The organism is Lysobacter sp. Root916, assembly GCF_001429785.1.
Classification (GTDB): domain Bacteria; phylum Pseudomonadota; class Gammaproteobacteria; order Xanthomonadales; family Xanthomonadaceae; genus Lysobacter.
Genome location: NZ_LMJF01000012.1, coordinates 70,816 through 91,542 on the forward strand (window position 1 = coordinate 70,816; position 20,727 = coordinate 91,542).

Below are 20,727 nucleotides of genomic sequence, written 5' to 3' on the forward strand. Positions count from 1 at the left end.
AGGATGGCACCCAGCAAAATCCCCGATGGCGAACAACGGGGTTGGATCGTTCCGATCGGCGGAGCGGAAGACAAAGAGAACGACACCGCCATCCTGCGGCGTTTCCTCCAGGTCAGTGGCGGCCGCTCGGCCGATATCGTGGTGATTCCCACGGCGAGTCGTCTGGCCGATACCGGCGACCGTTACGAGAAGCTGTTCAGCGAGCTGGGCGCCGCGCAGGTCGAGGTGATGGACTTCGACACCCGCCGCGACTGCCACGAACCGGGCCGGGTGCGCCGGATCGAGCGCGCCAGCGGCATCTTCTTCACCGGTGGCAATCAGATCCGGATTTCGACCATGCTGGGCGGCACGCCGGTGGCGCAAGCGATCCGCGCCCGCAACGCGCAGGGCGTGACCGTCGGCGGCACCAGCGCCGGCGCCAGTATTCTCAGCGAGCACATGATCGCTTACGGTGTCGAAGGGGCGTCGCCGCGCGCCAACAGCGTCCGGCTCGCGCCGGGCCTGGGTCTGACCAATCGCGTGGTGATCGACCAGCACTTCCGTCAGCGCGACCGTCTCGGTCGTCTGGTGGCATCGCTGGCCTACAACCCGTTCGCGGTCGGGATCGGTCTGGACGAGGACACGGCGGCCTTCATCGCGCCCGACAACACGATCGAGGTCGAGGGCAGCGGTTCGGTCACCGTGGTCGACGCCGACGGCCTGCAGTTCTCGTCCATGCATCTGGTGGGCGAGAACGAGCCGGTGTGCCTGCTCGGCCTGGGCGTGCATATCCTCACCAAGGGCGCCACGTTCAATCTCAACACCCGCAAAGCATCCGCCGGTTCTCTGGCACCACCCAAGACATGAAGTGAGGTTCACATGCGCATACTCGAACGCACCGTCTACGTCGGCCCTTCGCTCTATGCGCATTTTCCGGTCATACGGCTGGAACTGGACCTGCAGGCGCTGGAAGCCTGGCCCACCGCGCGCCTGGGGCCGGCCTTCGTGGACGGCCTGCTGGCGGCGCTGCCCGGGCTGGCCGAACACGGTTGCTCCTACCGCGCCCCCGGCGGCTTCGTGCGCCGTCTGCGCGAGGACGAGGGCACCTGGCTGGGCCACGTGCTCGAACACGTCGCGATCGAGCTGCAGAACGTCGCCGGCGAGAACGTCACCTTCGGCAAGACCCGCAGCGTCGGCGACGACCGCCCCGGCGTGTACTCGGTGGTCTACGAGTACGCCCAGCGCGAGGAGGGCATCGCCGCCGGCGAGCTCGGCCTGAAGTTGCTCAGCTCGCTGCTGCCGACCGAACTGCGTCCGGCCGGCAGCGTGCCCGAGGACTGGGATTGGGAATCGGCGCGCGACGACTTCATCCGCTACGCCCAGCGCCGCGCGCTGGGGCCGTCGACCGCCTCGCTGGTGCGCGCGGCCGAGGAGCGCGGGATTCCGTGGCTGCGCCTGAACACCCAGTCGCTGATCCAGTTCGGCCACGGCAAGTACCAGCAGCGCATCCAGGCCACGATCACCGGCCGCACCCCGCATATCGCGGTCGAGCTGGCCAGCGACAAGGAAGAGACCAACAAGATCCTGGCCTCGCTGGGCCTGCCGGTGCCGCGCCAGGAACTGGTCACCGACGCCTCCGGCGCGGTGCGCGCGGCGCGCAAGCTCGGCGGCGCGGTGGTGACCAAGCCCTATAACGGCAACCACGGCCGCGGCATCACCATCAACATCTCCGGCGACGACGAAATCCGCGCCGGCTTCGAGGCCGCGCGCGAGCATTCGCGGTCGGTGATCGTAGAGACCTATGTCGGCGGCGACGACCATCGCCTGCTGGTGGTCAACGGCGAGCTGATCGCCGCGACCCGGCGCACGCCCGGGCACGTGGTCGGCGACGGCCAGCGCACGATCGCCGAGCTGGTCGAGGCGGTGAATCAGGATCCGCGCCGCGGCGTCGGCCACGAGAAGGTGCTGACCCGGCTGGAGCTGGACGCGCAGGCCGTGCTGATGATGGAACGCGTCGGCTACACCGCCGAATCGGTGCCGGCCGACGACGAGGTCGTCTACCTGCGCTCCACCGCCAACCTGTCCACCGGCGGCACCGCCACCGACGTCACCGACATCATCCATCCCGACAACCGCGACATGGCGGTGCGCGCGGTGCGCGCGATCGGCCTGGACGTGGGCGGCGTGGATTTCATCTCGCCCAACATCGCCGAGAGCTACAAGAACGCCGGCGGCGGCATCTGCGAGATCAACGCAGCGCCCGGTTTCCGCATGCACGTCGCGCCCAGCGAGGGTACGCCGCGCGACGCCGCCGGCCCGGTGATCGACATGCTGTTCGCACCCGGCGCACCGTCGCGGGTGCCGATCGCCGCGGTCACCGGCACCAACGGCAAGACCACCACCGCGCGCATGCTCGCGCACATCGCCAAGATGGCTGGTTACACCCCGGGCCTCACCACCACCGACGGCGTCTACATCGACGGCCAGCGCACGGTCGAGGGCGACATGACCGGGCCGGTGTCGGCGCGCATGGTGCTGTCCGATCCGCAGATCGACCTGGCGGTGCTGGAAACCGCGCGCGGCGGCCTGCTGCGCGCCGGCATGGGCGTGTCCGAGGTCAACGTCGGCGCGGTCATCAACATCCAATCCGACCACCTGGGCCTGAAGGGCATCGACACCCTGGAGCAGCTGGCCGAGGTCAAGCGCGTGGTGGTGGAGGTGGCCAAGGATTGCGCGGTGCTCAATGCCGACGATCCCAACGTGCTGAAGATGTCGGCCTACACCGACGCCAAGGTGATCTGCTACGTCACCATGAACCCGGCCCACGCGCTGGTGCGCGAGCACATCCGCGCCGGCGGCCGCGCCTGCGCGCTCGAAGCCGGCGTCAACGGCCACATGATCACCCTCTACGACAAGGGCAGCCACATCCCGCTGCTGTGGACGCATTTGATCCCGGCCACGATGGAAGGCCGCGCCCTGCACAACGTGCAGAACGCGATGGTGGCCGCGGCGATGGCGTTCTCGCTGGGCATGAAGCTGGACGCGATCCGCCACGGCCTGCGCACCTTCGACACCACCTTCTTCCAGGCGCCGGGGCGCATGAACGTCTACAACGAGCATCCGTTCAAGGTGCTCATGGACTACGGCCATAACGCGCACGCGGTCGGGGTGATGGCCGATCTGGCCCAGCGCCTGGACGTGGCCGGGCGCCGCCTGGTCGTGGTCGCCGGCCCCGGCGACCGCCGCGACGAGGACCTGCACGCGATCGCCGAGGCGGTGGCCGGCAAGTTCGATCACTACATCTGCCGCCGCGACGACGGCCTGCGCGGACGCGACGGCGACGAAGTGCCGCGCATCATCGCCAAGGCCCTGCAGGCGCGCGGCGTGAGCGACGACGCGATCACCCTCATTCCCGACGAGCAGGCCGCGATCGACGCCGCCTTGCGCATGGCCCAGTCCGGCGACCTGCTGCTGGTGTTCGCCGACGCGCTGGCGCGTTCGTGGAAGCAGATCATCCACTTCCAGCCCGAGGGCGGCATGACCGCCGCGGCCGCTCGGATCGAGCTGCCGCCGCTGGAGCAGACCCTGGACGAGGCCGTGGTCGCGGCCATGGAAGGCGTGGTCCGCGACGAACGCGGCCTGCGCTTCGAGCGCGAAGAGAGCGACTGAGTGACGGCCGAATCCAAAGCGGCAGCGCTACCGGAGTACGAGTTCCCGTTCGAGGATTCGCGCCGGCTGACCGGCGCGAATCTGTATTTCGATCGGCCTGGCGTCGTGCTGGAAACCCGTGGCGGTCCACCGGACGCGAAAACGATCGCGCGTTGGCGGTACAACATCGCCAATGCGCGCGACCTGTTGATGCGGTCGCAGGAGGATGAGGTCGTCGTGCGCGAGCATGCCAGCGGCGCTTCATTGGCGTTCGTGGCGCCGATCGATTGCCTCTACGCCGCAACGGAAATCAACGAATGGGCTTGGTCCGAAGCGGCCGGGCCAATCGATCAGGATGTACTGCCGCCGCATGCTCCCGGCTATGCCGCGCATTGGGATAGAGAGGGCGCGTTGTATACCTTGCGTGCGCTCACTTGGGCTGAGGTTCGTCCCGATCTGATCGGATTGATCGAACAAGCGCAGGCGCGCCAGTTGACCGCGTACAGCGACGACGAAGCGCTATCGATCGGTGAGGGGGCAGGAAGCGAGATCTGGCCATTGGATGCGTTGCCCCGGCCGGTGGACGTGTCATGGCATCGGCTGCATTCGATTCCGAAAGCGGTCGTGACAGGCTCCAACGGCAAGACCACCAGCGTGCGCCTGCTAGCGGCGATGGCGCGCGCGCAGGGTTGGAACACCGCGCACAGCAGCACCGACGGCCTTTACGTTGGCGGCGAGTGCATCGACGGCGGCGACTACTCCGGCCCGGTCGGCGCGCGCACCCTGTTGCGCCGCCCCGACGTCGAAGCGGCGATCCTGGAGACCGCGCGCGGCGGCCTGCTGCGCCGCGGCCTCACCCCGCAGCGCGCACGAGTGGCCCTGGTCACCAACATCAGCCCCGATCATTTCGGCGAGTACGGCATTCACAACCTCGACGACCTGACGCAAGTGAAGCTCACCGTTCAGCGCAGTCTGGCTGACGACGGCTTGCTGGTGCTCAACGCCGACGACGAACTCTTAGTCCGTCACAGCGCTAAGTTGTTCGAACGAACCGGCTGGTTCGAGTTCGGCTGGTTCGCGCTTGACGATCAACACCCCTTGCTGCGCTCCCAGCGCAATAACAGCGGCGCGACCTGCGGCGTGCGCGACGGCCGCCTTAGGCTGCACTACCGCGGTCACGATCACGACCTGGGCGAGGTCGCCGCGATGCCGCTGACCCTGGGCGGCCGCGTCGCCTACAACCTCGCCAACCTCACCGGCGCCGCGCTCGCGGCCGCCGCGCTGGGCGTCGCACCTGAGCGCATCGCCCAGGTGCTGGCGCACTTCGGCGCCGCGCCCGGCGACAACCCCGGGCGCCTGCAGCGCTGGGCCTATGGCGACAGCGAGGTCTATCTGGACTACGCCCACAACCCGGACGGCCTGGGCAAGTTGCTGGAGGTCGCGGCCCGGCCCGCACGCCGGCTCGGCCTGCTGCTGGGCCAGGCTGGCAACCGCGAGGACCGCGACATCCGCGAGCTGGCGGCGGTCGCGGCCGGCTTCCGCCCCGACCGGGTGGTGCTCAAGGACATGGAGGGCTACCTGCGCGGGCGCGCCGAGGGCGAGGTCGCCGGGATCCTGCGCGACGAGCTGCTGCGCCACGGCCTGGCGGAGGACGCGCTGGAGGTCTGCCTGCAGGAGGTCGAGGCCGCCACCCGCCTGCTGCGCTGGGCCCGGCCGGGCGACGTGCTGGTGCTGCCCATCCACAACAGCGAGGCCCGCGATGCGGTCGTCGTCTTGCTCGATCGGCTGCAACTGGGACAATGGCGCCCCGGCCAGCCCCTGGGGGGCGATGTGGAGATAATGGAATGACCGATGTCCTGCGCACGATCCTGGCCCGCAAGGTCGAGGAGATCGAACAGCGCAGCCGGGTGCGCTCGCTGGACGACCTGCGCGCGCGCGCGGCGCAGCAGGCGCCCACGCGCGGCTTCGTCGACGCGATCAAGCGCAAGCACGCCGCCGGCGAGGCCGCGGTGATCGCCGAGGTCAAGAAGGCCAGCCCGTCCAAGGGCCTGATCCGCGCCGACTTCCAGCCCGCGCAGATCGCGCGCAGCTACGAGGCCGGCGGCGCCGCCTGTTTGTCGGTGCTGACCGACGTGGATTTCTTCCAGGGCAGCAACCTCTACCTGGGCGAGGCGCGCTCGGCCTGCGCGCTGCCGGTGCTGCGCAAGGATTTCACCATCGATCCCTACCAGGTCTACGAGGCGCGGGTGATCGGCGCCGACGCGATCCTGCTGATCGTGGCCGCGCTCGAGGACGGCCCGATGATCGAAATGGCCGGCCTGGCGATGGAACTGGGCATGGACGTGCTGGTCGAGGTCCACGACATCGACGAGCTCGAACGCGCGCTGCAGACCGATTGCGAGCTGATCGGCGTCAACAACCGCAACCTGCGCACCTTCGAGGTCTCGCTGGACACCAGCATCGCCCTGCGCGACGCGGTGCCGCGCGATCGCACCCTGGTCACCGAGAGCGGCATCGCCACCGGCGCCGACGTGGCCAAGATGCGCGGCGCCGGCATCGAGACCTTCCTGATCGGCGAAAGCTTCATGCGCGAGCGCGACCCGGGCGCGGCCCTGCAGCGGCTGTTCGCGGCATGAGCGCGGCGGGGCGCTTCCCGCCCGCGCGCGAGGACGCGCCGCTGGTGGTGTTCGACTTCGACCACACCCTCTACGACGGCGATTCGGGCAGCCATCTGTTCGCCTGGCTGATCCGGCGCTCGTGGTGGCGGCAGCTGCTGGCGCTGCTGATCGCGCCGCTGTTCGGGCCGATGATCGCCTACCTGCCGACCCGCCGGGTCGGCATTTCCGGCTTCGTCTGGGTCGGTTCGGTCGGCATGGGCGGGCGGCGAGAGTTCGACGCCACCATCGACCGCTACGTGGCCGCGCACACCGACGAAATCCGCCGCCGCCTGCTGCCGGTGGCGCTGGACGTGCTGCACCACCACCGCGAGCGCGGCGACCGGGTGGTGATCGCCACCGGCGCGCCGCCGGAACTGGCGCGCGCGATCCTGGCCTTCGTCGCCCACGAGGACGTGCCGGTGGTCGGCACCCTGGTCGGCGCGCGCCTGGGCGCGGTCGGCGCGCTGCGCCACTGCCATTCCGAAATGAAGATGACCATGCTGCGCGAGGCCGGCTACACCGCGCCGGTCGAAGTCGCCTATTCCGACAGCAGCGCCGACCTGCCGCTGCTCAAGGCCGCGCGCCGGCCGGTGGTGGTCAACCCCAAGCCGCGCCGCATCGAGATGTTCCGGCGTGTGCTGCCGCCGGGCACGCCCATCCTCAACTGGGGCTGCCCCGGCCGCGGCGGCGACGCGGTGGCGTCGGCGGCGTCGGCGGCAGGCTAGGGCCGCGGCCTCGCACAGGCCGCCAGGTTTCGTAATCGCGGCTTACGCCGCTCCCACAGAGAGCCAGGGCGCCCCGTTGTGGGGGGCCGCGATCCGCGCAAGCACGCACAGCGGCGAGCCGCCCGATCCGCGGCGGTCCCGTAGGATGCGGTGAGCGCAGCGAACCGCATCGTTGCGGGGCTCGGGAGGCGGCGTCGGTGCGGTTCTCTACGCTCGCCACACCCTACGAGCGCTCCCAAGCGGCTGTCGGCGGGGCTAGTCGCCCAGCGCCTTCACGAAGCGCAGCGAGCCGTCGCTATAGCCGCAATCGCGATAAAAGGCATGCGCCTCCTCGCGGCGCAGGTTGCTAGTGACCTCGATCCGCGCCACGCCGACGCGGCGCGAAATCTGCTCGACCTCGCGTAGCAGGCGCCGGCCGACGCCCTGGCGCTGGCAGGCCGGCGACACCACCAGGGCGGTGATGCGCGCCAGCTCGGTGCCGTGGACCACCGAATACAGGGTGTAGAGCGAGATCAGGCCGCAGGCGTCGCCGTCGATCTCGGCCAGCAGCAGGTGCTGGCGCGGGTCGTGGCGGACCACCGCGATGCGTTCGGCCGCTTCGTCGCGGCTGCAGGGATAGCCCAGGTCGCCGAGCAGGCGGGCGACATCGTGGGCATCGCCCAATTCCGCCGGGCGCACCCGGGGTGCGGTCTCGGCGGAAGGGGCGGCGCGACCCATCGTGGACGGGCGGCTCAGCGCGTCCCGTACAGGACGACGGTCTTGCCGCGGGCGTGCAGCTTGCCGTCGGCCTGAAGTTTCTTGAGTACGCGGCCGGCCATTTCGCGCGAGCAGCCGACCAGGCGCGACAGCTCCTGGCGCGACACCCGCAGCTGGGTGCCCTGCGGATGGCTCATGGCCTCGGGTTCCTTGGCCAGGTCGTGCAGGGCGCGCACGATGCGGTCGGTCACGTCCAGGAAGGCCAGGCGGCCGGCCTTCCTGCTGGTGTCGAGCAGGCGGCGCGAAATCTGGGCGCCGATCGCGTACAGCAGCTTGGGCGCGTCCAGCGACAGACGGGTCAGCAGCAGGTCGTATAGGCGCTCGTGGCCGATCTCGGCGAGCTCGCAGGTGCTGCGCGTGCGCAGGATCACCTCGCGATGGTCGCTCTCGATGAACAGGCCCAGCTCGCCGACGAACTCGCCGGGGCCGAAGTAGCCCAGCACCAGTTCACGGCCGTCTTCCTCCTCGGTGATGATGCTCACCGAGCCGGAAACCACGTAATACAGCGTGCTGGCGGGGTCCCCCGGGCGGAACACGTCGGTCCGCGACGGGTAGCGTCGGCGGTGGCAGTGCGCCAGGAAGCGTTCGATCGTCGCGCCGTCGGGCAGCAACGGGCTATTGGTTCGGCGCAGGGCAGTCAAGGGGGCTACCGGATTGGCGGACATGGGATTGGGCTTAGGTTATCGAGTGAGCTTAGGACGAACCGGGGGATTGGGCAAATAGCGTCACCCTGCGGCACTCTACGTCACCCCGGGCCGATATGGGCAGTCCCCTGGCCGCCCAGGTCTCCGACTTGTGACCGCGGGGTGACAGCGGCGCGTTTCCCCCCGCTGCCGTTTGCCGCATAATCCACGCCCTCGCCGTCCGACCGGGATCCCCCTACCGTGGTCAAGCCGTTGCCGCGCCTGAGGTTGCAAGGTTTCAACAACCTCACCAAGGCCCTCTCGTTCAACATCTACGACGTCTGCTACGCGGTCTCGGAAGAGCAGCGCCAGCGGTACATCGAGTACATCGACGAGGCCTACAACGCCGATCGACTGACCCAGATCCTCACGGATGTGGCGGACATCATCGGCGCCAACATCCTCAACATCGCGCGCCAGGACTACGATCCGCAGGGCGCTTCGGTGACGATCCTGATCTCGGAAGAGCCGGTGATCGACAAGTCGGCGGCCAAGGGCGTGATCTCCGACGCCGTGGTCGCGCACATGGACAAGTCGCACATCACCGTGCACACCTATCCGGAGACCCACCCGGACAACGGCATCGCGACCTTCCGCGCCGATATCGACGTGGCGACCTGCGGCGTGATCTCGCCGCTGAAGGCGTTGAACTACCTGATCGAGAGCCTCGAGTCCGACATCGTGGTCATGGACTACCGCGTGCGCGGCTTCACCCGCGACGTGAAGGGCAGGAAGCACTACATCGACCACAAGATCAACTCGATCCAGGATTACCTGGCCAAGAACGTGAAGTCGCGCTACGAGATGCTCGACGTCAACGTCTATCAGGAAAACATCTTCCACACCAAGATGCACCTGAAGGAATTCGACCTCGACAACTACCTGTTCGAGGAGAAGGCCAAGAACCTCTCGTTCAAGGAACGCATGAAGATCGAGGCGCGGCTCAAGCGCGAGATCGAAGAGCTGTTCCATGGCCGCAATCTGGTCGATTGACGGCCGGGATTCGGGATTCGGGATTCGGGATTCGAAAAAGCAAAAGGCCCGCCATTGGCGGGCCTTTTGCGTTCTTGCTCTATCGAATCCCGAATCCCGAATCCCGAATCACAGCCTATAAGCCACCGCCTTCATCAGCTTCGACGCCGCCGCCATCAGGCTGGGTACCGGCGGCGGCAGCAGGCGCGCGCCGGCGGCTTCGGCGTTGGCGGCGTGGCGGGCCTCGTCTTCCTTCATGGTGCGCAGGATCGCGCGGCTGCGCGCGTCGGCTTCCGGCAGCGATTCCAGGTGCTCGTCGATATGGGCCTCGACCTGGTGTTCGGTCTCGACCACGAAGCCCAGATTCCAGCCGTCGCCGCGCAGGCCGGCGAGGGCGCCGATCGCGTAGCTGCCGGCGTACCACAGCGGGTTGAGCAGGCTGGGGCGGCTGTCGAGTTCGTCCAGGCGCTGCGCGCACCAGGCCAGGTGATCGGTTTCCTCCTGCGCGGCCTCGAGCAGGTGCTCGCGCGTGGCCGCGTCGCGCGCGACCGCGGCCTGGCCGCAGTACAGCGCCTGCGCGCAGACCTCGCCGACGTGGTTGATGCGCATCAGGCCGGCGGCGTGGCGGCGCTCGCTGTCGTCGAGCTCGATCTGGGCGGTATCGGCGGCCGGGTTGGGGCGCGCGGCGTAGGGCGCGCCGAAGACGGTGTCGAGGGCGCGCTGCGCATCGCTGAGCAGGCGGTCCAGGGGAGACAGCTCGCGGATCGTGTTCATGCGCGCAGTTTACGGCGCGGCGGCGTTCGCCGGCAGTGAATCGGGCGCGGCGTCCTCGATCAGCGCGGCCAGGAATTCCAGTGGATGCAGCGGCGGCGTCGCCAGCGTCGCGCCCAGGTGCAGCCGGCAGCCGATATTGGCGCTGAGCAGGCGGCTCGCGCCGCTGTCGGCGAACTGGCGCAGCAGCGGCGCGCGGTAGTCGTCGGCGCGCTCGGGCTCGGTCAGCATCTGGGTGCCGGCCGCGCCGCAGCAGCCGTAGCCGGCATCGAGCTCGACCACTTCCAGCCCAGGCACGCGCGCCAGCAGGCGGCGCAGCGCCGGCACCGAGCCGACCACGTTGCGCTGGGTGCAGGGCAGGTGCAGGGCCACGCGTTCGCGCAGCGCGCGCAGGCGCAGCGCGTCGGCCTGCGGTTCGAGAAAGGCGACCGCGTCGACCACGCGCGCGCCCGGGTCCAAGGCCTGCGCCAGCGCTTCGTGGCAGCCACTGGCCAGGCTGAGCACGGTACCCACGCCCGCGAACGCGGCGCGGTTGCGCGCGGCCAGGGCCTGCGCGCGCTCGGCGTCGCCCGCATGCGCATGCAGGCTGCCGCAGCAGGTTTGCGCGGCGATCGGGCGTATCCGATAGCCCAGATGGCCGCAGAGGCGGGCGACCGCGTCGCGCAGCGCCGTCTCATACGGGCCGGCGACGCAGCCGACGAACAGCGCGAGTTCGCCGCGCGAGCCCGTTGAGGCGGGGAGCGCGGCCGCGAGGCTTGGCGCCGGCGGCCTTGGCAGCGGCCGCCAGGCCCCCGGCAGGGCCGGGTAGGCCAGCCGATACAGCCCCAGCAGGGCGCGCAGCGCACGCGGACGCGCGGCCAGGGCCTCGATCCAGCGTTGGCGGCGGCCGGCGGGGCGGCGCTGACGCTGACGGCTGCGCGCCAGCCCCAGCAACTCGCCATACTGCACGCCGGCCGGGCATACGGCTTCGCAGCTGCGGCAGCCCAGGCAGTGGTCCAGGTGGGTGTCGGCGATCGTGCTGGGCTCGATCGTGCCCAGCGCCCAGGCCCGCGCCACGGCGATGCGGCCGCGCGGGGATTCGGCTTCCAGGCGGTCGTGGCCGTAGGTCGGGCAGGCCGGCAGACACAGCCCGCACTGGACGCAACGGTCGGCCAGCGCCACCAGCGGGTCGGCGGAAGGCGGGCGGGCGGCGGACATGACCCCCGATGCTAGCACCGGTTCAGCTCGACTTGCAGGCCTGGCCCGACCCCGCTATCATTCCGCCTCTTTCGTTCCACATTCACAACGCGAGGCGAAATTCCGCGCCGCGCCCGCCCTGATCGCAGGTCGGGGAGATGCGCGAAATCAGCCCGACCAGGTACCCATAGCAGACTTCCATGAAGACTTTTACCGCTAAGAACGAGACCGTCCAGCGCGACTGGTACATCGTCGACGCGTCGGGCAAAACGCTCGGCCGCTTGAGCTCCGAACTCGCGCGCCGTCTGCGCGGCAAGCACAAGCCCGTCTACACCCCTCACGTGGATACCGGCGATTACCTCGTGGTGATCAACGCCGAGAAGATCGCTGTCACGGGCAATAAGCTCCAGGACAAGATCTATCACCGCTTCACCGGCTACGTCGGCAACCTGAAGAGCGAAACCCTGGGCCAGGCGCTGGAGCGCCACCCGGAGCGCGTCATCGAGATCGCCGTCAAGGGCATGCTGCCGAAGAATCCGCTCGGCCGCGCCATGTATCGCAAGCTCAAGGTCTACAAGGGCTCCGAGCATCCGCACGCTGCCCAGCAGCCGCAGCCGTTGGACATCTAAGGTAAAGACACGCACATGGCTATCCAGCAGAACTACGGCACCGGCCGCCGCAAGTCCTCCACCGCTCGCGTGTACCTGCGCAAGGGCGAGGGCAAGATCACCATCAACCAGCGTTCGATCGAAGAGTTCTTCGGTCGCGAGACCGCGCGCATGATCGTGCGCCAGCCGCTCGAGCTGACCCAGTCCAGCGACAAGTTCGACGTCAGCGTCACGGTCGCCGGCGGCGGCATCACCGGCCAGGCCGGTGCGATCCGCCTCGGCATCGCGCGTGCGCTGGTCGAGTACGACGAAACCCTGAAGTCCGAGCTGCGCAAGGCCGGCTTCATGACCCGCGACGCCCGCGAAGTCGAGCGTAAGAAGGTCGGCCTGCACAAGGCACGTCGCGCTACCCAGTTCTCGAAGCGTTAATCGCAGTAGCAATCCTGCGTTTTTTGCTAAGATTTGTTCTATAGCCCCGTCGCCAAGCGGTAAGGCACCTGACTCTGACTCAGGCATTCGGTGGTTCGAATCCATCCGGGGCTGCCACAACAAGATCGATCCATGCCGGCGACGGCGCGGATCGGCAACAAGAAACCCGCCCTCCGGCGGGTTTTTTGTTTTTGCGGCTCAGCCGCCACGCTCCGTAGGATGGGGTGAGCCGAAGGCGAACCGCATCGTCGCGCCAAACGGCCGCGACGCGAGCTTCGGGAACCCGTCCATGTAACGCGCCTCGCCCCGACTCGCCGCCGACGCGCAGGCCCGGTAGGGTGAGGACCGATCCGCGCGGGTCTGTTGCCCGCGACGATTCGGTTACAATTGAAACTATCGCGCTGCGGCGCCCTGCAATTTGAGGTCTGGATGAAGCTCGGTTCCCTGAAGGAAGGCGGCCGCGACGGCACGCTGATCGTCGTCTCCCGCGATCTGACCCGCGCCGTGCGCGCCAGCGGCATCGCCGACACCCTGCAGCGCGCGCTGGAGGACTGGTCCAACGCCGCGCCGCGCTTGAACGCCCTGTCCGACGCGCTCAACGCCGGCAGCGCCGAGGGCGCGTTCGATCTGGACTACGCCGCCCTGGCCTCGCCGCTGCCGCGCGCCTACGAATTCGTCGACGGCAGCGCCTACCTGCCGCACGTCGAGCGCGTGCGCCGCGCGCGCGGCGCCGAGGTGCCGGAGAGCTTCTACGTCGATCCGCTGATGTACCAGGCGGTCAGCGCCGGCTTCTACGGCCCGCGCGATCCGGTGCGCGTGGTCAGCGAGGACTACGGCATCGACCTGGAAGCCGAGGTGGTGATCGTGACCGACGACGTGCCGATGGCGGCCACGCCGGAGCAGGCCGCCGCCCATATCCAGCTGATCGGCCTGGTCAACGACGTCTCGCTGCGCAACCTGATCCCGAACGAGCTGGCCAAGGGCTTCGGCTTCCTGCAGTCCAAGCCGCGCTCGGCGCTGAGCCCGGTGTTCGTGACCCCGGACGAGCTGGGCGAGGCCTGGCAGGACAGCAAGGTCCATCGCCCGCTGCTCACCCACATCAATGGCGAGTGGTTCGGAGCGCCCGAGGCCGGCGTCGACATGCAGTTCAACTTCGCCCAACTGGTCGCGCACGCGGCCAAGACCCGGCCGCTGTCGGCGGGCACCATCGTCGGCTCCGGCACCGTCGCCAACGAGGACACCTCGCTGGGCGCGTCCTGCTTCGCCGAGCGCCGCACGGTCGAGACCCTGGAGCACGGCAAGCCCCTGACCCCGTTCATGAAGTTCGGCGACACCGTGCGCATCGAGATGCTGGACGCCGACGGGCGCAGCATCTTTGGCGCGATCGAGCAGCGCATCGAGCGGCAGGCTTCCGCCTGACGGCAGCGGCGCGCCGGACGAGAGGTATCCCCGGCGCGCCGGCCACCGGCTAAGGTGGCGATCGACCAGGCACGACGGCAGATCCAGGGACAGGCAGTGGGCGAGCAACTCAGGCTGTATTCGTACTGGCGGTCGAGCGCGTCCTATCGGGTGCGCATAGGCCTCAATCTCAAGGGCCTGGCGTACGAGACCGTGCCCGTGCATCTGGTCCGCAACGGCGGCGAGCAGCACAGCGAGGCCTATCGCGAGATCAATCCGCTGGGCCTGGTGCCGGTGCTGGAGCACGGCAGCCGCAAGATGCGGCAGTCGATCGCGATCCTGGAATACCTGGACGAGACCTGGCCGCAGCCGTCCCTGCTGCCCGCCACCGCGCGCGACCGCCAACGCGTGCGCGCGCTGGCCCAGACCATCGCCTGCGACATCCATCCGCTCAACAATCTGCGCGTGCTGCAGTACTTCGACCGCACCTGGAGCGTGCCGCATCCGGAGCGCGAGGACTGGATCAAGCACTGGGTGCGCGAAGGCTTCAGCGCGATCGAGGCCACCCTGACCGACCATCCGGCCACCGGGCGCTACTGCGAAGGCGACACCCCGACCCTGGCCGACTGCTGCCTGGTGCCGCAGGTCTACAACGCGCGCCGTTTCGGCGTGCCGCTGGACGAGTTCCCGACCATCGTGCGGATCGAGCAGGCTTGTTTGGAGCTGCCCGCGTTCGATGCGGCGCGGCCGGAGAATCAGCCGGACATGCCCGAGCAAGCCGGCTGATCCACCAGTCGACAGTGTCAGTCGTTCAATAACGGGGTGAGTATGAAACAGCGGTTCGCGGCGTTGGCGCTGGTCGCGTTGGTGGCGTCGATCGGATGGGGGGCGGATTCGGCTGCGGCGCCCACGCAGAAGTCGGGCCGCTTGATCAAGTTGTACGACAACCGCCACGGCATACCGGTCTATTTCATCAAGGACAGCCTGGTAAAAGGGGCAGCGTTCATTCAGATCGATTCATTGTCGGATCACGAGCCCAGCGATACGTCAGGCGCGAAATCGTCCACGGCGCTCACGCGGTTCAAATGCGGCAAGAAAGAGGTCTTGGTGGTCGACATCGTGCTCTACCCCGAGTCGGGCGGACGCGGGCGCGCGATGAAAAGGCTGTTGAATCCGGACACTTCGTTCAAACCCGTACAGCGTGGATCGGAGCACGAGTACATGCTGACGGTGGCGTGCGCCCTGTAAGTTGGAGCGCGTCGACTGGTCTGGCGTCCGCTACGCCTAAAAAAAGGCCGGTCATCTCGCGATGGCCGGCCTTGTGCGTCGGGTGACGCCGCGCTCAGTGCGCGGCGTTGGCGTCGTACATGTCCGCGTAAGGATCGTGCTCGGCGCCGCCCTCGGAGAGGCGGAACTTGAGCGCCAGGCCGTCGCGCGAGTCGGCCGCCTTGAGCGCCTCCTCCATCTCGATCCGGCCTTCCTTGTAGAGGCGGAACAGGCACTGGTCGAACGACTCCATGCCTTCTTCCAGCGACTCTTCCATCGCTTGCTTGATCTCGTGCACCTGGCCACGGCGCATCAGGTCGCGCACGTGCGGGGTGTTGATCAGGATCTCGGCGGCGGGCAGGCGGCGGCCGTCGGTACCGACCACCAGGCGCTGCGACACCACCGCCTTGAGGTTCAAGGCCAGGTTCATCAGCACGTTCTTATGCGCCGACTCGTTGAAGAAGTTGAGGATGCGTTCCAGGGTCTGGTCGGCGTTGTTGGAGTGCAGCGTCGCCAGGCACAGGTGACCGGTTTCGGCGAAGGCGATCGCCGCCTCCATCGTGGTCGCATCCAGGATTTCGCCGATCAGGATCACGTCCGGCGCTTCTCGCATCGCGTTCTTGAGCGCGTTGTGGAAAGCGTGGGTGTCCAGGCCGACTTCGCGCTGGTTGACGATCGACTTCTTGTGCTTGTGCAGATACTCGATCGGATCCTCGATGGTGAGGATATGGCCCGAGGTATTGCTGTTGCGGTGGTCGATCATCGACGCCAGCGTCGTCGACTTGCCGGAGCCGGTACTGCCCACGATGAGCACCAGGCCGCGCGGGGCCATGATGATCTCCTTGAGCACCTGCGGCAGCTGCAGTTCTTCGATGCTGGGAATGATGCTGCGGATGGCGCGGATCACCATGCCGACTTCGCCGCGCTGCTTGAACACGTTGATGCGGAACCGGCCCGCGTCGGGCAGCGCCAGAGCCATGTTCAGCTCCAGGTCGCGCTCGAACTGCGGTACTTGGCCCTCGTCCATCAGCGAATAGGCGATCTTCTTGACCATGCCCGGGGGCAACCCGGTGTTGCCAAGCGGGTACAGTCTGCCCTCGACCTTGATATAAACCGGCGCCCCGGTGGTCAGGAACATGTCCGACGCGTTTTTTTCCGTCATCAGCTTCAGGAAATAGCCGATGTCCATGCACACACCCCTTGTTAACGACGACGTACCGTTGCAAGCACGCCGCCGGCTTCCGACAATGGCCGAGCGCACTCCTTACGCAACGGCATCCCCTATGACCGCAAGCTTCGCACGAATCAGCTTCTCACAGATGCGCTCCGCGCTGGCGGCACTAGTTCTCGCTTCCGCGTTGAGCGCATGCGCCACGCTGCCGCCGCCGACCGCGGAGCTGGCCGCCGCCCAGCAGGCGGTGACGCGCGCCGACGGCGCCGATGCCGACCAGTACGCGCCGCAGGACCTGGCCGCCGCGCGCAACGCGCTGGGCCAGGCCCAGGGCGCGATGTCGCGCGGCCGCGAGGACGACGCCCGTCGCCTGGCCGCGGCCGCCGCGGTCGACGGCGACCTCGCCACCGCCAAAAGCCGCGACGCGGTGATCAACGCCGAGCTGGCCCAGCGCCGCGCCGAGATCGCCGAGTTGCGCCGCCGCCTGCAGACCGGAGACGACCGATGAGCCTGCGCCATCTGCTCAGCTGCACCCTGCTGGCGACCGCGCTGGCCGCCGCAATGCCGGCCGCGCACGCGGCCGAGGACCCGGACGTGGCGCGGCTGTCGCGCCGTCTGACCGCGGTCGACGCCGATCCCGGCCTCAACGGCTTCGGCGCCTACGAACGCCTGCAGGCGCGTCAGGCCGTGCAAGCCCTGGCCGAGGCCAGCCGCCGCGACCGCGACGGCGCCTTCTACGTGGCCGAGCGCCGGGTCCAGATCGCCGAGATCGCGGCGCGCAGCCAGGCCGCGCAGCGCGAGGTCGACCGTCTCGACCGCGAGCGCAGCGACCTGCTGGTCGAGGCCAGCCGCCGCGACGCCGAACGCGCGCGCGCCGAGGCCGAACGCCTGCGCCTGCAGGCGCAGATGCAGGCCGAGGAGGCCGAGCGCCTGCGTGCCCAGGCCGCCGCCGATGCGCTGGCGATCCAGGACGCCGACGCGGCCCTGGCCACGGTCGGCGACGCCCAGACTGCCAAGCTCAACGCCGCGCGCGAGCGCGAAGCGGCGCTGGCGCGCCAGGAAGCCGAGCTGATGGCCGGCGGCAAGCTGCCCGCGTCCAAGCGCGACGCACGCGGCGAAGTGTTCGCCTTGAACCGCGATGCCTTCGGCGCCGGCAAGGCCGCCCTGGGCGGCGCCGCGGCCGGGCAGGTGCGGACCCTGGCCGCCTACGTCCAGGCCGGTCCCTCCGGTTCGGTCAAGGTCGAGGCCCAGGCCGGCGACGCCAAGCTGGCCCAGCGCCGCGCCGACGCGGTACGCGATGCCCTGGTTGCCGGCGGCGTGGCCAAGAGCAAGATCCAAAGCAGCGGCCGCAGCGGCAAGGGCGACCGCGTCGATGTCGTGGTATCGGATAAATAATCTTAAAAATCAGTTATTTGTTGCTTGAGCCCGCGCCAAAGGCACCGCCTTGGCGCGGGCCCGATGCCGATCCTGTCGAATGCGACCGTCGGCCTTGCCGACCCCGAAAAGGAGGAGTAGGGTCGAATACCCAAGCGGCCGGATTTCCGCTTGGCGAAGAGCCAGGCCGATGACGCAAGCCCACCATCTGCAGGAACCCGCCACCGCAAGCTTGTCGGTGGCCGGCCTGTATGAGGCCGGCGCCGCGCCCCGCCTGGCGCCCCTCACGGACCCCCCGCGACGCCCTGGTCATTAGGCCGGGGCGTTTGCTTTTCTGCTGAAGGAGGCTTTCATGTTCGAAGAACGACCGCAGCCCGAAATCGACGCCCTGATCAAGAGCAGCCCCGAGTTCAAACAGCTCTACCAGCGCCATAAGGAGCTCGACAAGAAGGTGATGGACGCCGAGCTCGGCGTACTGCCGATCGACGATGTCACCCTGGCGCAGATGAAGCGCGAGAAGCTGGCGGCGAAAGACCGATTGACCCAGTTGTACGACACGCAACCTCACTGAATCTTCTTCAGCGCGGGCGGTGGCGGCCATCCTCGTCGGCCGCCACCGCCCGCGGCTACCGGACGGACCGTGACCATCGCCGGCCCGTATTCCCGATACGTTCCCTCATCGCCTCCGCGCCCGCGGGCGGCCCGATCGCGCGCCCAGCGCGGCCGCGAAGCGCGGCGCCCCGCTAGAATGGCCGGGTCCCGCCGCGCCGAACGCGGCCTCGCAGAAGCCGCGTAACCGCATGGCCATCCATCAATCCGTACTCGAACTGATCGGTCAGACTCCGATCGTCAAAGCCCAGCGCCTGGACACCGGCGTATGCGAGCTCTACCTCAAGCTGGAATCGCAGAACCCCGGCGGCTCGATCAAGGACCGCATCGGCCTGTCGATGATCGAAGCGGCGGAGAAGGCCGGCAAGATCAAGCCCGGCGACACCCTGGTCGAAGGCACCGCCGGCAATACCGGCATCGGCCTGGCCCTGGTCGCGCAGCAGAAGGGTTACAAGCTGCTGCTGGTGGTGCCCGACAAGATGAGCCGCGAGAAGATCTTCAACCTCAAGGCGATGGGCGCGCAGGTGGTGCTGACCCGTTCGGACGTGGCCAAGGGCCATCCCGACTACTACCAGGACCTGGCCGAGCGCATCGCGCGCGAAACCCCGGGCGCCTACTTCATCAACCAGTTCGGCAATCCCGACAACCCGGCCGCGCACGAGTTCGGCACGGCGCCGGAAATCCTCGAACAGATGGGCGGCCAGCTCGACGCGATCGTGTTCGGCTGCGGCAGCTCGGGCACCATGACCGGCCTGTCGCGCGCCTTCGCCAAGCTGTCGCCGAACACCGAACTGGTGCTGGCCGATCCGGTCGGTTCCATCCTCGAGGAATACATCAACCGCGGCACGCTCTCGGACAAGTCGGCGAGCTGGATGGTCGAGGGCATCGGCGAGGATTTCCTGCCGCCGATCTCCGACTTCACCCGGGTCAAGCAGGCCTACGCGATCAGCGACAAGGAAAGCTTCCTGACCGCGCGCGAGCTGCTGGAGAAGGAAGGCATCCTCGGCGGCTCCTCCACCGGCACCCTGCTGGCCGCGGCGCTGAAGTACTGCCGCGAACAGACCCAGCCCAAGCGCGTGCTGGTGTTCGTCTGCGACACCGGCAACAAGTATCTGTCGAAGATGTACAACGACTACTGGATGCTGGACAACGGCTTCATCCAGCGCGAAAGCCATGGCGATCTGCGCGACCTGATCCTGCGCCCGTACTCGCAGCGCGACACCGTGGTGGTGGGCCCCAACGATCTGCTGGTCACCGCCTACCAGCGCATGAAGCTGTACGACGTCTCGCAGCTGCCGGTGATGGACGGCGAGCACATCGTCGGCATCGTCGACGAGAGCGACGTGCTGCTGCACGTGTACGGCGACGAGTCGCGCTTCCGCGATCCGGTTTCGACCGCGATGGTCAGCAAGCTCGACAAGATCCCGGTGTCCGATCCGATCGAATCGCTGTTGCCGGTGTTCGACCGCGGCCACGTCGCCATCGTCATGGACGGCGAGCGCTTCCTCGGCCTGATCACCCGCATCGACCTGCTCAACTTCCTGCGGCGGCGCGTGCAGTGACCGCGGCGGCGGCCGAACGCTGGCTGCCGGGCGACCGCCTGCCCGACGTGTTGCTGCGCGACGGCGCCGGCCAGGCCCAGACCCTGCACGCCGAGTTCGCCGGCGCGCCGCTGTGGCTGGCCGCACCCTCCCAGGCCGCGCTCGCCGCGGCCCTGCCGGCGCCGCCGGCGGGGGTGCTGGCGCTGTGCCTGGGCGCGGACGCCTACCCGAATCCGCCCGCCGGCTGGCGCGCGTTCGCGACCGATCCGCGTTGGCTGGCCGGGCTGGGCGCGGACACCTTGTGGCTGGCCGACGCCAACCTGCGTTTGCAGGCCGCGAGCGCGCTGCCTGCCGCCGCGCCGCCTGCGCCGGCCGCGATCGAAAGCGCGCTGACGCCGGCGCAGACCTGGCGCATCGCGCCGGTGCTGCAGATTCCCGACGTGTTCGAAGCCGAGCTGTGCGCCGAGCTGATCCGCCATCTCGACGTCGACTGCGGCGGCGGCGACGCCTCCGGCGTGATGGTGCTGGAGGACGGCGCGCAACGTTTCCAGCTCGATCCCACGGTCAAGCAGCGCCGCGAAAGTTTTCCGCGCGATCCGGCCCTGGACGCGCGCATGCACGAACGCCTGCTGCGCCGCGCGCTGCCCGAGATCGCGCGCGTCTATCAGTTCAACGTAAGCCGGCGCGATCCGTTCAAGCTGCTGGCCTATCCGCAGGACGCGGGCTATTTTCGCGCCCATCGCGACAACGAAACGCCCGACGTGGCTTACCGCCGCTTCGCCTTGTCGGTGAACCTCAATGCCGGCGCCTACGCCGGCGGCGAATTCCGCTATCCCGAATTCGGCCCGCATTTGTTCTCGCCGGCGACCGGCTCGGCGCTGGTGTTCTCGTGTTCGCTGCTGCACGAGGTGCTGCCGGTACGCAGCGGCACCCGCTACGCGATGACGACGTTTCTGGCCTGAGC

General features: G+C 68.6%; 21 protein-coding genes and 1 tRNA gene. 17 read left to right on the forward strand and 5 right to left on the reverse strand.

The genetic code is table 11. The annotated features are described in order from the left end of the window. The first annotated feature begins 3 nt into the window (after positions 1-3). From ASE35_RS09945 to ASE35_RS09965, 5 genes are read left to right on the forward strand one after another with little or no spacing between them, the layout of a single operon-like run. The gene (locus ASE35_RS09945) at positions 4-846 is read left to right on the forward strand and encodes a cyanophycinase (protein WP_057163751.1); all 843 of its coding nucleotides are present in this window, start codon (positions 4-6) and stop codon (positions 844-846) included. Positions 847-858: 12 nt separating this feature from the next. Further along, the gene (gene cphA, locus ASE35_RS09950) at positions 859-3,648 is read left to right on the forward strand and encodes a cyanophycin synthetase (protein WP_056178825.1); all 2,790 of its coding nucleotides are present in this window, start codon (positions 859-861) and stop codon (positions 3,646-3,648) included. Continuing rightward, entirely contained in the window at positions 3,649-5,475 is a 1,827-nt protein-coding gene (locus ASE35_RS09955; protein WP_057163752.1) for a Mur ligase family protein, read from the forward strand. Next, complete coding sequence (gene trpC / locus ASE35_RS09960) at positions 5,472-6,263, forward strand: indole-3-glycerol phosphate synthase TrpC (RefSeq protein ID WP_056178831.1); 792 nt, start codon at positions 5,472-5,474, stop codon at positions 6,261-6,263. Before ASE35_RS09955 ends, trpC begins: the two co-directional genes overlap by 4 nt. After that, positions 6,260-7,009, forward strand: a complete 750-nt coding sequence (locus ASE35_RS09965; RefSeq protein WP_057163753.1) for a haloacid dehalogenase-like hydrolase — start codon at positions 6,260-6,262, stop codon at positions 7,007-7,009. The genes trpC and ASE35_RS09965 overlap by 4 nt, the downstream gene beginning before the upstream one ends. Positions 7,010-7,264: 255 nt before the next feature. Here ASE35_RS09965 and ASE35_RS09970 read toward each other — a convergent pair whose 3' ends face one another. Further along, positions 7,265-7,726: a GNAT family N-acetyltransferase gene (locus ASE35_RS09970; RefSeq protein WP_082576477.1), complete on the reverse strand. Its 462-nt coding sequence runs from the start codon at positions 7,724-7,726 to the stop codon at positions 7,265-7,267. 14 nt (positions 7,727-7,740) lie between these two features. After that, complete coding sequence (gene crp, locus ASE35_RS09975) at positions 7,741-8,406, reverse strand: cAMP-activated global transcriptional regulator CRP (protein ID WP_036148366.1); 666 nt, start codon at positions 8,404-8,406, stop codon at positions 7,741-7,743. 243 nt (positions 8,407-8,649) lie between these two features. Here crp and speD point away from each other — a divergent pair, with 243 nt between their 5' ends. Then, positions 8,650-9,441, forward strand: a complete 792-nt coding sequence (speD, locus tag ASE35_RS09980; protein ID WP_055908890.1) for an adenosylmethionine decarboxylase — start codon at positions 8,650-8,652, stop codon at positions 9,439-9,441. A 108-nt stretch (positions 9,442-9,549) separates the two neighbouring features. Here the strand turns inward: speD and coq7 are convergent, their stop codons facing one another. Together coq7 and ASE35_RS09990 are read right to left on the reverse strand one after the other, a co-directional pair. Next, on the reverse strand, positions 9,550-10,194 hold the full coding sequence (coq7, locus tag ASE35_RS09985; RefSeq protein WP_057163754.1) for a 2-polyprenyl-3-methyl-6-methoxy-1,4-benzoquinone monooxygenase: 645 nt from the start codon (positions 10,192-10,194) through the stop codon (positions 9,550-9,552). 9 nt (positions 10,195-10,203) lie between these two features. After that, positions 10,204-11,388: a (Fe-S)-binding protein gene (locus ASE35_RS09990; RefSeq protein ID WP_057163755.1), complete on the reverse strand. Its 1,185-nt coding sequence runs from the start codon at positions 11,386-11,388 to the stop codon at positions 10,204-10,206. Positions 11,389-11,567: 179 nt separating this feature from the next. Between ASE35_RS09990 and rplM the strand changes: the two genes are divergently transcribed. The 6 genes from rplM to ASE35_RS10020 all read left to right on the forward strand — a co-directional run bounded on the left by rplM (position 11,568) and on the right by ASE35_RS10020 (position 15,050). Beyond that, positions 11,568-11,996: a 50S ribosomal protein L13 gene (gene rplM, locus ASE35_RS09995; RefSeq protein ID WP_056178849.1), complete on the forward strand. Its 429-nt coding sequence runs from the start codon at positions 11,568-11,570 to the stop codon at positions 11,994-11,996. Between the two features lie 15 nt (positions 11,997-12,011). Further along, positions 12,012-12,404: a 30S ribosomal protein S9 gene (rpsI, locus tag ASE35_RS10000; RefSeq protein ID WP_056178853.1), complete on the forward strand. Its 393-nt coding sequence runs from the start codon at positions 12,012-12,014 to the stop codon at positions 12,402-12,404. Between the two features lie 42 nt (positions 12,405-12,446). Further along, positions 12,447-12,521, forward strand: a tRNA-Gln gene (locus tag ASE35_RS10005). A gap of 312 nt (positions 12,522-12,833) precedes the next feature. Beyond that, on the forward strand, positions 12,834-13,823 hold the full coding sequence (locus ASE35_RS10010; RefSeq protein ID WP_056178855.1) for a fumarylacetoacetate hydrolase family protein: 990 nt from the start codon (positions 12,834-12,836) through the stop codon (positions 13,821-13,823). A gap of 96 nt (positions 13,824-13,919) precedes the next feature. Next, positions 13,920-14,588, forward strand: coding sequence for a maleylacetoacetate isomerase (maiA, locus tag ASE35_RS10015; protein ID WP_057163756.1), 669 nt, complete (start codon positions 13,920-13,922; stop codon positions 14,586-14,588). A gap of 42 nt (positions 14,589-14,630) precedes the next feature. After that, entirely contained in the window at positions 14,631-15,050 is a 420-nt protein-coding gene (locus tag ASE35_RS10020; RefSeq protein WP_157489397.1) for a surface-adhesin E family protein, read from the forward strand. A 94-nt stretch (positions 15,051-15,144) separates the two neighbouring features. Here ASE35_RS10020 and ASE35_RS10025 read toward each other — a convergent pair whose 3' ends face one another. Then, a complete protein-coding gene (locus ASE35_RS10025) occupies positions 15,145-16,257 on the reverse strand; it encodes a PilT/PilU family type 4a pilus ATPase (protein WP_056178868.1) in 1,113 nt (370 codons plus the stop codon). Between the two features lie 169 nt (positions 16,258-16,426). On the opposite strand from ASE35_RS10025, the gene ASE35_RS10030 reads away from it, so the two are divergent. The 5 genes from ASE35_RS10030 (at position 16,427) to ASE35_RS10050 (ending at position 20,725) form a co-directional block, all read left to right on the forward strand. After that, entirely contained in the window at positions 16,427-16,747 is a 321-nt protein-coding gene (locus ASE35_RS10030; protein WP_235570045.1) for a DUF4398 domain-containing protein, read from the forward strand. Then, positions 16,744-17,634 (forward strand): OmpA family protein, encoded by an 891-nt coding sequence (locus ASE35_RS10035; protein WP_056178873.1) that lies wholly within the window; start codon positions 16,744-16,746, stop codon positions 17,632-17,634. The genes ASE35_RS10030 and ASE35_RS10035 overlap by 4 nt, the downstream gene beginning before the upstream one ends. A 331-nt stretch (positions 17,635-17,965) precedes the next feature. Next, entirely contained in the window at positions 17,966-18,184 is a 219-nt protein-coding gene (locus ASE35_RS10040; protein ID WP_056178877.1) for a YdcH family protein, read from the forward strand. 229 nt (positions 18,185-18,413) lie between these two features. Then, positions 18,414-19,784, forward strand: a complete 1,371-nt coding sequence (locus ASE35_RS10045; RefSeq protein ID WP_056178880.1) for a pyridoxal-phosphate dependent enzyme — start codon at positions 18,414-18,416, stop codon at positions 19,782-19,784. Next, positions 19,781-20,725: a 2OG-Fe(II) oxygenase gene (locus tag ASE35_RS10050; RefSeq protein WP_057163759.1), complete on the forward strand. Its 945-nt coding sequence runs from the start codon at positions 19,781-19,783 to the stop codon at positions 20,723-20,725. The genes ASE35_RS10045 and ASE35_RS10050 overlap by 4 nt, the downstream gene beginning before the upstream one ends. Positions 20,726-20,727: the final 2 nt, after the last annotated feature.

Bases quoted from the DNA above. Each gene is read 5' to 3' on its own strand.
- ASE35_RS09945 (WP_057163751.1), top strand. From the start codon at position 4: ATGGCACCCAGCAAAATCCCCGATGGCGAACAACGGGGTTGGATCGTT.
- cphA (WP_056178825.1), top strand. From the start codon at position 859: ATGCGCATACTCGAACGCACCGTCTACGTCGGCCCTTCGCTCTATGCG.
- trpC (WP_056178831.1), top strand. From the start codon at position 5,472: ATGACCGATGTCCTGCGCACGATCCTGGCCCGCAAGGTCGAGGAGATC.
- ASE35_RS09965 (WP_057163753.1), top strand. From the start codon at position 6,260: ATGAGCGCGGCGGGGCGCTTCCCGCCCGCGCGCGAGGACGCGCCGCTG.
- ASE35_RS09970 (WP_082576477.1), bottom strand. From the start codon at position 7,726: ATGGGTCGCGCCGCCCCTTCCGCCGAGACCGCACCCCGGGTGCGCCCG.
- coq7 (WP_057163754.1), bottom strand. From the start codon at position 10,194: ATGAACACGATCCGCGAGCTGTCTCCCCTGGACCGCCTGCTCAGCGAT.
- ASE35_RS09990 (WP_057163755.1), bottom strand. From the start codon at position 11,388: ATGTCCGCCGCCCGCCCGCCTTCCGCCGACCCGCTGGTGGCGCTGGCC.
- rplM (WP_056178849.1), top strand. From the start codon at position 11,568: ATGAAGACTTTTACCGCTAAGAACGAGACCGTCCAGCGCGACTGGTAC.
- rpsI (WP_056178853.1), top strand. From the start codon at position 12,012: ATGGCTATCCAGCAGAACTACGGCACCGGCCGCCGCAAGTCCTCCACC.
- ASE35_RS10010 (WP_056178855.1), top strand. From the start codon at position 12,834: ATGAAGCTCGGTTCCCTGAAGGAAGGCGGCCGCGACGGCACGCTGATC.
- ASE35_RS10020 (WP_157489397.1), top strand. From the start codon at position 14,631: ATGAAACAGCGGTTCGCGGCGTTGGCGCTGGTCGCGTTGGTGGCGTCG.
- ASE35_RS10025 (WP_056178868.1), bottom strand. From the start codon at position 16,257: ATGGACATCGGCTATTTCCTGAAGCTGATGACGGAAAAAAACGCGTCG.
- ASE35_RS10035 (WP_056178873.1), top strand. From the start codon at position 16,744: ATGAGCCTGCGCCATCTGCTCAGCTGCACCCTGCTGGCGACCGCGCTG.
- ASE35_RS10040 (WP_056178877.1), top strand. From the start codon at position 17,966: ATGTTCGAAGAACGACCGCAGCCCGAAATCGACGCCCTGATCAAGAGC.
- ASE35_RS10045 (WP_056178880.1), top strand. From the start codon at position 18,414: ATGGCCATCCATCAATCCGTACTCGAACTGATCGGTCAGACTCCGATC.